This window comes from Paenibacillus sp. 01T431 (assembly GCF_056398625.1).
In genome coordinates this window covers 426454-440662 of the sequence record NZ_JBFTPT010000002.1, presented here as the reverse complement: position 1 = coordinate 440662, position 14209 = coordinate 426454, and the positions used below count along the sequence as shown (strand labels likewise).

General features: G+C 48.3%; 10 protein-coding genes. All 10 read right to left on the bottom strand.

The genetic code is table 11. The features are described 5' to 3' along the window. Positions 1 to 20: 20 nt before the first annotated feature. The gene (locus AC1DM9_RS04480) at positions 21 to 1304 is read right to left on the bottom strand and encodes an endo-1,4-beta-xylanase (RefSeq protein WP_477508875.1); all 1284 of its coding nucleotides are present in this window, start codon (positions 1302 to 1304) and stop codon (positions 21 to 23) included. Between the two features lie 131 nt (positions 1305 to 1435). After that, entirely contained in the window at positions 1436 to 2386 is a 951-nt protein-coding gene (locus AC1DM9_RS04475) for a carbohydrate ABC transporter permease (RefSeq protein ID WP_339209718.1), read from the bottom strand. Positions 2387 to 2402: 16 nt separating this feature from the next. Beyond that, positions 2403 to 3311 (bottom strand): carbohydrate ABC transporter permease, encoded by a 909-nt coding sequence (locus AC1DM9_RS04470; RefSeq protein ID WP_339204233.1) that lies wholly within the window; start codon positions 3309 to 3311, stop codon positions 2403 to 2405. Beyond that, complete coding sequence (locus tag AC1DM9_RS04465) at positions 3308 to 5860, bottom strand: DUF5696 domain-containing protein (RefSeq protein ID WP_477578754.1); 2553 nt, start codon at positions 5858 to 5860, stop codon at positions 3308 to 3310. Before AC1DM9_RS04465 ends, AC1DM9_RS04470 begins: the two co-directional genes overlap by 4 nt. 17 nt (positions 5861 to 5877) lie before the next feature. Beyond that, positions 5878 to 6504: a Yip1 family protein gene (locus AC1DM9_RS04460; protein WP_339204235.1), complete on the bottom strand. Its 627-nt coding sequence runs from the start codon at positions 6502 to 6504 to the stop codon at positions 5878 to 5880. Beyond that, the gene (locus tag AC1DM9_RS04455) at positions 6497 to 7954 is read right to left on the bottom strand and encodes a hypothetical protein (RefSeq protein ID WP_477550189.1); all 1458 of its coding nucleotides are present in this window, start codon (positions 7952 to 7954) and stop codon (positions 6497 to 6499) included. The genes AC1DM9_RS04460 and AC1DM9_RS04455 overlap by 8 nt, the downstream gene beginning before the upstream one ends. A 16-nt stretch (positions 7955 to 7970) precedes the next feature. Beyond that, positions 7971 to 8834: a carbohydrate ABC transporter permease gene (locus AC1DM9_RS04450; protein WP_441880614.1), complete on the bottom strand. Its 864-nt coding sequence runs from the start codon at positions 8832 to 8834 to the stop codon at positions 7971 to 7973. Between the two features lie 14 nt (positions 8835 to 8848). Continuing rightward, positions 8849 to 9805 carry a carbohydrate ABC transporter permease gene (locus AC1DM9_RS04445; protein ID WP_477578752.1) on the bottom strand — a complete coding sequence of 319 codons (957 nt, stop codon included), beginning with the start codon at positions 9803 to 9805 and terminating at the stop codon, positions 8849 to 8851. Between the two features lie 20 nt (positions 9806 to 9825). Beyond that, complete coding sequence (locus AC1DM9_RS04440) at positions 9826 to 12720, bottom strand: extracellular solute-binding protein (RefSeq protein ID WP_477578750.1); 2895 nt, start codon at positions 12718 to 12720, stop codon at positions 9826 to 9828. 95 nt (positions 12721 to 12815) lie between these two features. Continuing rightward, positions 12816 to 14198: an ABC transporter substrate-binding protein gene (locus AC1DM9_RS04435; protein WP_339204240.1), complete on the bottom strand. Its 1383-nt coding sequence runs from the start codon at positions 14196 to 14198 to the stop codon at positions 12816 to 12818. Positions 14199 to 14209: the final 11 nt, after the last annotated feature.

Here is a 14209-nt window from a genome sequence, read left to right as displayed (position 1 = left end):
AGGCGGTACTTTTTATACTTTTATGGTCGTGCTTGCCCAGATGGATCGACGACGGCCCAGAATGCCGGCTTCGCGTGGAGCTGCTTGTCGAACAGGAATGGCGCGTTGGTACGCGTCACCGGGAAGCTGTTCAACCACGTATGGTCGTCCGCGATGCCCCAGAATACGACGCCGCTAAGAATGTCCTTATTGTTTCTGAAAGCCTCAAACAGCTCGCGATATCGATCCGCCTGCTTCTGCAGCAGGTCAACCGGTATATCGCTGCCAACATCGCTGCGATCGTTCCATGCGTAGAGACTCATATCCAGCTCGGTAACGAGATTATCAAGACCTAGCTCAGCAAACTTCTTCATCGATTCGATAATAGAATTCACCGTCGGCCCGAATAGGTCGATATGGGTCTGATGACCGACACCATCGATCGGTACGCCTTTATCCAGCATTTCCTTCACAAGCTCATACAATCGGTCTCGCTTCGCCGGATTGTCCGTTCCGTAATCATTAATGTACAGCTTTGCCTCGGCTCCGCCCGCTTCGCGTGCCGCTCGGAATGCCGTCTCGATAAAGTCTGTACCCGTTATCTTATACCATTCGCTAGCTCGCATCCCGTCCGGATCGGCTGGCTCTATTACTTCATTGACAACGTCCCATGATTGGATATCGTCCTTGTATCGTTCGACAATTGTGCGGACATGCGTATCGACTCGCTGCAGCAGCAGCTTTTTGTTCGCTTCGCGCTTAGCCACGTCTGTCTCCTCAACCATCGGCTTGCCCTCCGCATCCTTAAAAAACCAAGCGCCGACCTGACTATGCCAAAGCAAGGTATGGAAGCGCACCTCCATGTTGTTTTCTTTCGCGAACGCTACGATTCGATCCGCATTCCCCCAATTGAATTTACCTTCCGTAGGTTGAATCGCATCGGGCTTCATCACGTTCTCCGCAACAAGCCAATTCACGTGCTTCTTGAGCATCTCTGCCTTTAGGCCCTCCATCTGGGCCGGCTCGATGGCAGCTCCGATCGGGAAGTAATCAGCGAATGTCTCCGCAAGCGATGGAATATCCTGCTCAACCGATGGTTCCGGCGTCGGAGTTGGCTTCAAGGTTGGAGCCGGAGTCGCTTCAATCGTGCTTGTAGGCTGGCCATCTTCAGTATTGACGCTGCCAGCAGGTGCTTCCGTCTGAAGCGCAGCCGTTTCATTCACTGATTCCGCTTGATGCTTATTGAGAATAAGCACAGCAACAACCGCAATTAAGGTGACAGCAGCTATAATGCTGTATATTAGCTTGTTTCTTTTTTGACTCAATTCGTTTGCCCGCCTTTCAAACGTAATCTTGTTTTGCACACCAAACCTCTAAGCAGCAATAAGCGCCCTGCGGGCAGCTGACCGAAGTAGCTGGCCCCCCCCAAGGCGCTATACATGCGTCAGTACTTTTCTTAACCGACGATTCCAGTACGCTCGATACTTTCGACGAAGTATCTTTGAACGAACAAATAAAGAATAACGAGCGGCAGAATCGCAAGCAAAATACCGGTATCCTGCACCATGCTCATGAAGAACGGGTCTTTGTTGGTCGTTGCGCCGCCTTCTAGCAAAATTTGCAAGTTGTAAGGAAGGGACGACAACTGCGTGGACATCACTTTGCTCGACGTCAGATAGGTTGTCGTGAAGAAACTATCATTCCACTGCCACACAAAGGAGAAGAGCAATACGGTAACAATCGACGGAATCGCATTTGGCAGCATGATGCGAAGGAACGTCGAGCCAACGCCCGCCCCGTCGATGTATGCCGCTTCTTCCACCTCCTTCGGAATACCACGGAAAAACTGACGGAAGATGAAGATGTACAGCCCCGCCTTCAACGAATTCGCCGTAAGGGAAGTTAGAATAAACGGCCAGTAAGAATTAAGCAAATTCAAGGACTTTCCGCCGGTTAGCAGCGGGATCACGCCTAGAAGCGTAAAGTCCTTCAAGTTCATATAGATCGGAATTAGGATGGTCGTAGGCGGAACCAAGATGGTTAATATAACGCCAGCGAACAGCAGATTGCTTCCTTTGAACTTCAACCTGGCGAACGCATAACCTGCGAACGCGCAGGATGCGGCGGTCATGATCGTCGTCATGCTAGATAGCACAAATGTATTTGCCAGCGTTTCCCAATAATCCATAATGGAGATCGCTTGCTTAAAATTGTCGAGCGTAAAGTGCTCTGGAATAAACACGACGATCGGCGAATACAGGTCCGCCTTGTCTTTGATCGCCGTCGAAATTTTTTGAATAATGGGATACAAGATAACGAACGACAATCCGATAATCAGCACAAGCCGAACGATCGTCCACAGCCCTCGCTTCCAGCTTTCCAACGATAACAATCGGGCCAATATCAACGTTTTCACTCTCCTTCTATTCCTGGTAGAAGACCCGCTTGGATATGAAGTATGCACTAACTAATAGAATGATCATGATGACCAGGAAGTAGATCCACGCCATCGCCGAGCTAAGCCCGAAATTAAAGGTGGTAAAGCCGGTTTCTTTGATTAGCGTCGTCATGTTGTTCCTGGAGAAAGAGTCGATAATCGTATAAATGACGTTTACGAGTATGAGCGGACTGACCATCGGAAACGTGATTTTCCAGAATGCCTCATACCCCGTTGCCCCTTCGATTTTGGAGGCCTCATACAGCTGCGGCGAGATGGTCTGAATCCCAGCTAGGAAAATAAGAATTTGCACGCCGGATTGACTGACGATTTGATAAATCCTTTGGACAGCATCCATCAGGTACAAAACAATATCTTCATTGACTCCGGATCGCAACATGATGTTCGCCAACTCTATCGTACCGCTCGAAAATACGCCCCCGTTCGCATTTTGTTCATTGATCGCTTGCACCAGACTTGATGCCTCCAAAGTCGCAATGACGCCGGAAGCAAGTATAACTGGAAGGAAAAAGATCGATCTTGCCAGTGCTCTCCCGACGAACTTTTGATTCAGCAGCACAGCCAGAAACAAGCTGAAAATAACGATAAGCGGAACGTTTACGACCATATTAACGACCGATTCCGTCAATATTCGATTAAAGCTCGTATTGACCGTGAGCGCTTCAATATAGTTCGCGAATCCGATATACTTCATAGTCATTCCGTTCGCATTGGCCTTAATCGAGCTTAAGCTGTATTGCAGTGAAGTCAATAAAGGAATAAAAAAGAAAAATAGAAATCCAAGCAGCCAGGGCAGCACGTAGAGAAAGCCCCACAAAGCCTTCTGCTCGTTGTACGTTCTTGATCTGAATACCAGCTTCGTTATCGTTTTCAAGATTGCTCACCACCCGTCACATAGCCCTCGGCCTCTATCGTCATCCCGTTTACTGTTGCATTCGTCGCATTGTAGTTAACGATGACGTACGTCCCGCTTTCATAGACGGTTTTGAACAGGCCTTCGGCTAGCTTCTCGTGCGCTACGATACGCTCATTGTGAACTTTACCCAATACGCCGTTCACTTCAGCATATATGGATGCAGCCTGCTCCAGCCACTGCTCGTAATTGACGGCATATAGATTGCTGAATTCCGTATCCTTAACCTTATAATTCGGCGCGTGGATCCATTCGAAGTATACGCCGGAGCCATACTCGAGACATTTCAGAATGTATTGCCTTACGTTCGTGTAGCTGGTCAAATTAAATGGCGATCCCGTGTAATCGATATTTCCGCGAATCACCATTTGGAAAAATGGAATTTCTTGATCCTCAAGCTTATAGCGGCTATTCGTTAAAGGTGCGTTTGTAATATCTGATAAGTAAGGCAGTGTGTAAGCATTGCCGCCCTCGGCCAAAATATTCAAGTTTGCTTCACGAAATTTGTTCAACGCCTGAGTAGAAATATCTTCCGACTCTGTACGGTCGATTTGTTTGTTTTTGCGGAAATCGCTATTCAACTTGTCGCCCATATCACGAAGCGAAATCCCGTCCGTATCGAAACCTTCCATGTCCTTTAGAATAGCATCCACGTAAGTACCGACACGCCTCGGCGATACGACATAGGATGGGGACTTCGAGCGGTCTCGTCGCCCTAGCGCAAGGTCAAGAGGATAGAATGACGAAGGCACGCCACGCAGAGAACGCGACGCTTCCTCCTTCTCGTCGAATCCCTTCCCCGTATGCGCGGTTAGAATGGCTACGTCCGGATAGAGGTCTACGCCCTGCTCCTTCGCGAACATCGCCAAGCTGCGCAAGCCTTTTGCACCGCCAATCGCATTGTCTACCGACAGGTCATCGGGTACTTTATGATCGAGTCCGCCGTTGAACCAACCGGCATATCGAATCTTAATATTGGCGATGCCGAGCTTCTTCATTTCGCTAATCATTTCCTGCGTCTGCTTGAAAGTGGTAAGCGGCTCGAGCATCATGTACGGGACGCCGACGAAATGCTTCTGTTTCGCAATGCTTCCCACGACCTGAACGTAGAACGGAAGCTCACTATCCCCGCTCCCCTTCTTCGGAGCCGGTAATCCGTCCTGGCGCTCCAAATATTGACGATAATACTCGGCCATGCCCTGATACGATGCTGACTCGCCCGTAAGGAAGGCATAACGCACCGTAAAATCACTTTTCATCGGTTGTTCCTGGAATTTCGGCAATGTTCGCTCCGATCCGTTCGCCTGGAGCGTAAGCTCCCCTTTGTTCGTAACGTTGAAGGTCGGATAAACATAATTGTAACTGTTCAATTTGCCGCTGATATCCGCATTGATCGTCGCAACAGGCGCGCCTTCTTCGATAATGCCAAGAAATGCGTTGCCGTCCCTGATCATGCCGAAAACCGGCAGCCTAACGGTTTGTTCGTTAACAGCGTTCTCGACCCTCTCCATTGCCTGGTCATTACCGTATACCGCCTGCTGGTACGCAGGGTACTTCGTCTTGCCGTTATTGAACGAGATGAGAGCGCCGGAGCCGTCCGGAACGAAGATCGAGCCTTTCTCCTTACTCCCCGCTGCGCCAAAGAAGCTTAGCATTGAGACGTTGCTGACCGGATACTCGCTAGGAGACTGAATTTCCTTTGATGGCACCCTAACAACAAGGCAGTCCGCATCGAGCTTATACTCGATGGAAGCGAGGAAAATTCTCGGTGCAGGCGAATCTTGCGAAAAATTCAGTTCAGCCATATCCTTCTCCAGATCCTCTTGCGTATAGCCGGCATCCTCGAATGCTTTGAACGCGCGATCAAGCTGAAGACCGTTCAGCGCTTGGTCATTCCGAGCATAGACCGCTTTATCCTCATTTTTTGTATAACCAATACGCAAAGCACGTTGACCTGCCTTATCCAGCTTGCCCGACAACTCATCAAAACGAGTCATACTTAACATGAGAGGCAGATCCATGGCAGATCTCTCGGCTTTACCGAATTTATAGGTTACTTTGACTCCGCTATCAATCGTTTCATATTTAACCTGTTCGTACAAGGCGCTGTCCAGGAACGTATTAATCGAATTGACCTGTCCGAAGCTGTTATAGTAATCTATTTTCAATTGCGAGGACAGCAAACCCTTATTCACCCCGGTTGCGACAGGATCAGCCTCCGCTTCGAGGGGATTGCTATGCCATACTTCGCCTCCGCTTTTGTTAAGCACGGCAATAGCGCCCGTCTCCTCGTTGATGAACAGCCTAAGCCGCTCATTCTCGGCGATTCCCTTCATATCGGCGAGACGCGCATCCGTGAACGAAGCGTTAAGCGCCTTTCCTTGCACGAATGCCGCCTCTAGCTGCTGCGCGTCTTCCGCTTGGTTTGCGGTACCCGAGCTGGAACAGCCGGCGACCAGCAGTCCGGTTGCGAGAAACGCGGACAAGACGGCATTTCTGGCCATACGCATCTAACGTTCCTCCTTTCCTAATTCCTCAAGGTGATTTCTTGATATAAGATCGTGATGAAGGTAATAATTTGTTGAATCAAGCTAAAAAACAATAAGCAGAGAAACGCCATGAACCCAATGGCAATCAGCGAGAGCATAATCGTTACGATTGTTTTGCTTGGTGTGAATTGATGAACGGTCATATTTCCAACGAACAGAAGATATACCGACCATAGAACGGCAAAGCTGTTGCAAAAATAATAAAACGTTGTCTCTTGCATGGAAATGACATTGCTTAGCCAAATCCACGGGAAGTTGACAATAACCAAAGGCAGTAGTGCGAAGCAGGTGGATGTGAAGATATCCACGAATTTACCTTCACCATCCATTAGAGTCGTAAGCGACCAATTCGCTACACACCAGAATAAGACCGGTACGAGAACATAAGTGATCTCCATTAAGCTGTTCATGTATTCAGGATTGTAGATGTTAACTAGAAACCCGCTGTACTGACTGCTTAGTACGTTAGTCAAGATAAGCATCAGCAGAATCCCGAACGACAAGATCAAGTTCAGCTTCTTGTTTTGTTCGTATTTCAGCTCCCAATAACCGTTAAAGGGATGCATGATAACATAAAATGGAAATGTAATGTACTCTTTATTCAAACGAAACGCCCCTCTTTCTAGCCTGCTTTTTCCGATAGATCCTTACGGTCAGGGTAACGGCGGCTAATCCGATGACAACCGTCATAACGGTGCTGAAGTTTGCTCTTAGCACTTCCTTGCGGTAAAGGAGAAACGCCTTGGAATAGTTGGGTTGATCAAGGCTTTGCTTGAAGTAACGCATCGCATCGTTGTAGTCGCCCTGCCTCAGAATCGCCTTGCCGATGCCGGAATAAGCGAAATCCAAATTCGTGTTCATATTAATAGTCTGCTCATAGAGCTGAAGCGCCTTGTCTTCCTCGCCCCGGTAATAGCTTCTGACGGCTTCATTCAACGTCCGGCCGTACTCCGTCGTCTGGAACAACGTCATTTCACCGAACGCCTTGTCCAGAACGAGGAAATCGTCCCCAACCCGTTCAATGGCAACCGGCGTGTTGAACTCGCCGATCCGATTGCCCATGCCTCCGAACACGTACATGAATTGCCCGTCTCCGTTATAAGTGAAAATCCGACCTCTCTTCGAATCAAGAACCGAGTAGATTTCACTGTCCGTAATATCGACGTCTATAAGTCTGGAAGGTCCAAGATCGCTCGTAAAGTTTATATCACCCTGCGGTTTGTAAAAACCGGTTCTTCGCAAAATATCATTGCCTTGGGCGTTCAGCTTACGAATGGTGTCACCCGAATCACCGCTGGTCGCGTAAATGAAGCCTTCGTCATTAATGTCCATATTGGTAAACTCCGTTGGCGTGAACATCACCATTTGGCTGCGCTGCGCCTTCGTCGATAGCCGCTTCCAGAACAGCTCCACTGGATCTACCCAGACACGGTTCGCGCCGATGTAAGAAGTGAACGCACCCTCCGCGCTAAATTCCATCAGCCCGTCGAACACACCTATCGCCATGACATAGATGCGCTGCGCTTTATCCATGACGACCCGCACCGGTTGAAAATTAAAGTTGACCGGCAGCAGATCGGATTCAGGCTTCTCTACGATTTGCGCCAAACGGCCTTTCTCATCCAAATGAACGACCCGCTTGTTTCCTGTATCGGCGATCAGCACATGCTTCTGATCGGTTACGAAGATACCTTGAGGATTCAGAAATGTATCGGTTGCTCCGGCGTTATCGAAGGTGTCGATGATGGCCTTCTGATGATAATTGATGTCCAAAACGACAATCCGATTATTGCCGGAATCGAGTACATATATTTCATTGTCCGCCGTCACGTGCAGATCACTTGGATCTTTAAACGCACCTACACCAAGCGAAGTGCCGGTCATTAGAGTCGTCGCTTCATAAGCGGAAGGAGATACGACAGTCTCTCCCCAGACGGAATAGTTGTAAGAATCGCCACTCGCAGCAGAAGCAAGCGTTCCTCCCGTGCTTATGCCAATTAAGCAGCATATGGCCGCAAGGAGATAAGCTCTTCGTTTGTTTTTACTCTTCAACATCGTGCAAGTCTCCCTTCTACTCTTTCATCCCGGAAGTCGCCATCGTCTGAATGACGCTGCTCTGGGAGATAACAAAGAGCGTGATCGGAACAACCATCAAGATGAGCGCGACGGCCGCTCCGACGCCCGCGCGCGCGATTCCACCTAGCGTAATCTGTCCCAGTGCGTAATGAAGCGTCTTCAGGTTCTCACTGTAGATGAAGCTGCCTCCGTCTGTTCCCCATAGCATAGGAAACTGCAAAATCATAAGCGTGAGCCACGCTGGCTTCACGTTCGGCATCACAATGCTCCAATAGATCCGGTACTCGCTCGCTCCATCAATCTTGGCGGCTTCCAGCAAAGCCGTCGGAAGCTGCTCCATGAATTGCTTCATTAAAAATAGGCCTAATGGAAAAGCGAGCGATGGAACGATAATTGATGCATGCGTATTGATCCAGCCGAGCCAAGACATTACCATATAGTTTGGAATCGCTGTGACATGACCCGAGAACATCAGCGACAGAACGACGATCGAGAAGAGCGTCTTCGAACCGAGGAACTGATATTTAGCCAGCGGATACGCCGCGGCGGAAGCAAGCAAAATATGACCTACCGTCCCGATGAGAGTGATAAGCACTGTATTGGCAATGTAACGCGATAACGGTACCCATGAATTGCCCATCAAGGCAATCAGGTCATAGAAGTTATCCAATGTTGGATTATTGACAAAGAATCGCGGTGGGAATATAAATAATTCGTCCAGCGGCTTGAAGGCGTTGTTCACTGCATAAAGCAGAGGCAGCACCATAAAAGCTCCGAACACGGCGAGAAACGCGAACAAGATGAAGCTAACCGTAAACGAACGGTTCAGACGCTTCGTTGTCCGAAATACGGTCATCATTTTAACGACCAACGTTACTCACCTACCTTTCTGAGCAGTTTTTGCGTCAATTTGTTAGTCCCGATCATAATACCGAACAAAACGGTCGCAATCGCCGAGGCGTAACCCATCTCGAATCGAATCGTGCCGTAATCCATCAGGTGGGTTACAATCGTGTGCGCCGCATAGTTGACGCTCGGGAAACCCGCGAGCGCGATCGTAATATCAGCCACCGCGAGAGATCCCGTAATTTGCAAAACGGCGCCGAACAGCAACTGCGGCCTCATCGAAGGCAGCGTAATGAACCATAGCTCCTGCCAGCGGTTTTTTATTCCGTCCACGACACCCGCTTCTATCAGCGTCCGATCAATCGTTTGCAGTCCTGCTATAAAGGCAAGGAAGCTTGTGCCTAAGCTGAGCCATAGCTGCACGATCATGACAATCATAAGAATGTATTTTTCATTAGTCAGCCATTGGATCGGCTCCAGAATAAATCCGAATTTAATCAGGAATCCGTTCAAATAACCATAGCGGTCGCCCGAAAATACAATCAGCCAGATAAAAAACACGTTTCCAGAAATCGCCGGCGCATAGAAGATCAAAGTCATAACCGCCCGTATCTTAGGCGACAGCTCGTTAATAACCCACGCAAAGAAAAAGCAGGCGATATAGCTGACCGGACCGGTAATGATTGCGAAGATGAATGTGTTCTTCAATGCAATCATGAAGATGTCGTCATTCAGAAATAATCTTGAGTAGTTCTGCCATCCGACAAACCGCGGAAATTCGAGCATGTTGAAGTAAAAAAAGCTAAGTATGAGCGAGAATACGACCGGAATGACCGTAAAGGTAAAGAAAATAAGCATGTATGGGCTCATCAGAAGGTAATAATGCTTATTTTTTTTCAGTTCCGTCCATACATGGGACAACTTCGATTTTTTCTTCGGATGGACAAGATTAGATACGGCTTGACTGGTTGTTTCGGCTTGCAATGAACTCCACCCCCAAACAATTACGGTAAATTAAATTCTTTCCGCTTAATCTCGATTTCATCGTTAATGTAGAGCACATAATCGTTAAGCGCTTCCCTAGAATTCTCGTTCGCGTTGACGACTCTGCGGAAGGCGTTGTCCAGATGCCGGCCGGTGAAATAACCGCCCGGCACTTGAGGTATGCCTTCAACCCACTCCCACTGACTGGACAGATTGTTGTAATCCTTGATTGGCCAAGGCAATTCTGCAAGTGCTTCTACGTTAGCAGTTGGATAACGTGCAGCTTCGCCCATTAAACCTTCCATCTCTCTACCGTAAGCAATTTGCGTATCCTTGCTGGTCCACCATTTCATAAATTCCCAGGACGCTTCCTTATTATCGGCATTCTCCATCATCATAACGCCAGTCGTATGACTGGCTACCGCATGATTAACGGTTCCGTTATCTTGCTCCGTACCAGGAACGAGCGTGAACTCCCACAGCCCTTTAATCTCAGGCGCGAGCACCGTCAGCATGTTATATGTTGTATAGTCCGCAATGCCGATTGGCATCTCGCCTGTACGGAATCGGTTCGGGAAGTCTGCCAATACCGGGAATTTGTAGTTCGTATAAAATTGCGTCCACTTCTTAAACATTTCCATAGATAAATCCGTATCAAGCGCACTCTTCTTATCGTCATCACGATAGAATTCGCCGCCATTCTGATAAAGCAGCATAGAGAAGGTCGCATTCGGTACGAGACTTGCATTCGTAGCCTCGATTGGCAGCCAGAACTCCATGTTGTGCTTCTGGAGGACGGAAATCATGTTGTAAATATCCTGCCATGTCTTTGGCGGCGCAAGCCCTAGCTCCTCAAGAATATCCTTCCGATAGAACAGCATCGGGAACGACTGCTGCTCAGGCAGTGCATAGACGCCTTGATCGTACTTGTAAGGCGTAAGTCCACTGTCATGGAAACGCGAGGCTACTTCATCGAAATCACTAAACTGGGTCAAGTCTGTCGCAGCATCCCGCATCGCATAGTTCACGGGAATGTCCTCACCGATTTGCATGGCAACGTCAGGTCCCTCGTCTGCCAATGTTGCCGGAAGCAAGATGTTCCCCGGTACAAGCCTTAAATCTATCGCGATATTCGACTCCGGCGTGAAGGAATCGTCGATTAAGCTCTTAAGCACCTGTGCTTGATCCCGCCCCGTTGTAATCCACACCGTTATTTTACGGTCCTGCTCTCCTCCCGTATTGCCGATGCTGTCATAGTCCTCGGTATAAGAAGCAAAGTACGCACCAAGCTCATGCTTCATCTCTTGAAAAAAAGTCGCTCCCGCTCTCGGAAGCTTCTTGCCTGGAGAGGACACAATGAGATAGTCCAGCTTAATCGGTTGCTCGCGAACCGTGAGAATCCACGTGCCTAATCCCCCGACATTCGTTTTAAATGCGGTTAAGCGATTGCCAACCGTTTCCGGATTTTTGATCATTTCCTTTAATTGACCAACCATGGTATGAAGAACGGCTACTTTGTCGCTCCGCTCTCCTGTCGATTTCTCTAAATAATCGGCTACGTTCTGTATGATTACGGCTTGCTCTTCGAATGTCTTAACCATGTCCGGTATCCGCTTCCCTAATTGGTAATCACGGAACGGATCGGGTGTATTTGACGTGATCATCAATATTTTTCGATACATCTCGTTAAGCTGCAGCACGCTGGATTCAATCGTTCGAATGAGCGGGGCGATATCGCCGAGTGAAACTTCCATTCGAATGCGATGCGTTCCCTTGGACAAATGGAACAAATACGGCTCTTCTTCATCGCCCAGTACGTTCATCTCCCAATCCATGTTGAAATTAAAGCGTAAGCGCTTCATTTCCAGGAAAGGAGTCTCTCCGTCGATCGTCAGGCTTCGAGTGGCGTATATGCCGCGCAGTGTATCCTGCTTTTGCTTTAACGCGATCTGATATAAGCCGTCTTCTGGGGCCTCAAACTCCCACTCGATCCACTGTCCAGGAAGCTTCCAGTTCGTTCCGCCGATCGTATTGATTCGAAGCTTCGACACATTGTAAGGGATGACCGTCGGACTCGATCGGTCCGCCAGCGGATATAACGTAGGAGATGATTTGGCGACCGCGTCCTCCGCTTGTATTTCAAGGTATTGATCCGATACTGCCTTGATTCCTTTGGTCTCATACTCTTTCTTCATATCCTCATACGAATACAAAACTGGTTCCTGATACAGCTCAATATAATCAATCGCCATCGGTTCCCTTAAGGCCGTCAAGGAAAACGATTGCTGCCCGCTCTCAAAGTAAAAGGAGTAAGGCTCGTCATAATATCCATTTCGATCCGTGAAAATTCCGATTTGCCATGCCGGTTTTTCTACCTGCCTTGGCCTGATTTCATTGCCGCGATCGTCACGCTCGATTTCGTCCTGTCGATTTCCCCAAACTCGATCGAATAATAATATATCCGCTCCCTTAAAAGGGACTTTTTCGTTAATGGCAAACTGCCTTTCGATCGCAGAGCTTTTTCCCTCGATCGGCAAATAATGAATCCTTATGTTGTACAGACCCGCTTGTTTTACCAGTACATCCCACACAATGGAGCCGTTATCCGGAGTGACAACCGCCTTGCCGGACAGTCCTTCTAAATCCTCCGCTATGTCGAACCCTTCTCCAGTCGTTCCCGAGAACTTCTCGCCCTCTATTCGGATGACTTCTTCCGGCCGCCCAGCATTTATGTGGCTAGTCAAATACGCATCATAACTGTCTTCTCCTGCTGATGCCGTAACAGCGTCGAAATCTCCCATGGCCATTACGCGTCTGCTATCCTTCGAATCTGAAGGGTAGAAAGCCCATATAGAAGTTGCCACTATAGTGAGAACGAGTATAATTGCGATGTAGTTCTTCTTTCTGAAGTTCAACTTTTCTCCCTCCTGCAGTAAGAAGTTAAATTCAACAACAGTCCCCATTAGAAATATTTCTAAAATGGGGACTGTCTCTCACACGTTATTACATGTTAAGAACCATACACCGCATCAATCGCCGCTTGGAATACCGGTTTATACTTCTCGACAACTGTAGATACCGATACCCCGCTGTTGATCTCTCCGACGAAGTCCCAGAACTTCAAAGCATCGCCGTACGTACCATGGTCGAATACGATCATGCCAGATCCTACTTGCTTAGCGTTGTTAATGTCATCCTCGTTCGCAAAATTGCTTTCAAGGGACGCTTGACCCGGATAGTCATATTCGGAGTCGATATCGTTGATTTTTTCCCAAATGTAAAGCAGCTGCTCTGGATGCTCCACTGCCTTTGGAATTGTTAGTGCTTGGTATGAGCCTTCGCCGGAATGATATTCCGTTGCGCTTGGTCCTTTAGGGAACGGTACGAAGCCGATATCCGCATCCGGCATATCCGTTTTGAAGCCATTCAGTTCATAAATGGCACCGGCATACATGAGCGTATTTCCTTGACGGAAAAATTGTCCAGGCTCGGTCCAATCTCCACCCTCAGTCGGTCTGTACACTTGTTCGGTTGCGAGTTTCGACAAGAAATTCAATGTTTCCTGCGTTGCTGGATCATCTAGGTTTTGCTTGTCGCCTTTCGTCAGGTGAGCACCGTTCGAATACATCGCATGTTCGACAACTTGAGAATTTGCAAGCCCCCAAGTATCCAGCTTGCCGTCGTTGTTTGTATCTTTATTGGCTTCTTTCGCTGCTTGAACGAATGTATCCCAATTCCAGTTGTCTTCTTTCACATAATCTTGAAGCGCCTTGATGCCAAGCTGATTCAAGAGCGTCCGATTGTAGAAAATGCCTTGAATCAGGTTGCCCTGGTCTTCTGTGAACGCATAGCCTTTGCCCTCATAAGTAAAGAATTCGCTTGTAGCCTTTTGATTGAACACTTTCGTGTTTTTCGTATACTCGTCGACCGGCCAAAGCAAATCTTGCTTGACTAATGTCGGAATCGTATAGTTTCTTCCCAAACGGACGATATCGCCAAGCGGTTCTCCAGCAAGCAAGGATGCTGTTACTTTTTGTTGATACTCGCCGAAGTCGACTGCTACGTATTCCATTTTGAAGTTATGCTTCTTCATCAGTTCATCGAGGTTTTTCTTGCGTTGTATGTTATCCGGATTGTCTTCTTGAATCGCCATATCCCACCAGGAAACGACTTTGATCGTTCTTCCACCCATGTCGAAGTCCATCTCGGGCGAGCTGTATAACTCTTCTTCTCCGTCGCCCTCAGGAACGGTCGTCTCCGTGCCCGCATTGCCCGAGCCATTGTTCGAGCCGCCGTTTGTTCCGTTGTTCTTGCTGTTGCCCGAACCGCTGCTGCATGCAGAAAGAACGAGAACGAGCGCGCATAACAAAACCATTAATTTACGAATCTTCATTGCGAATCCCC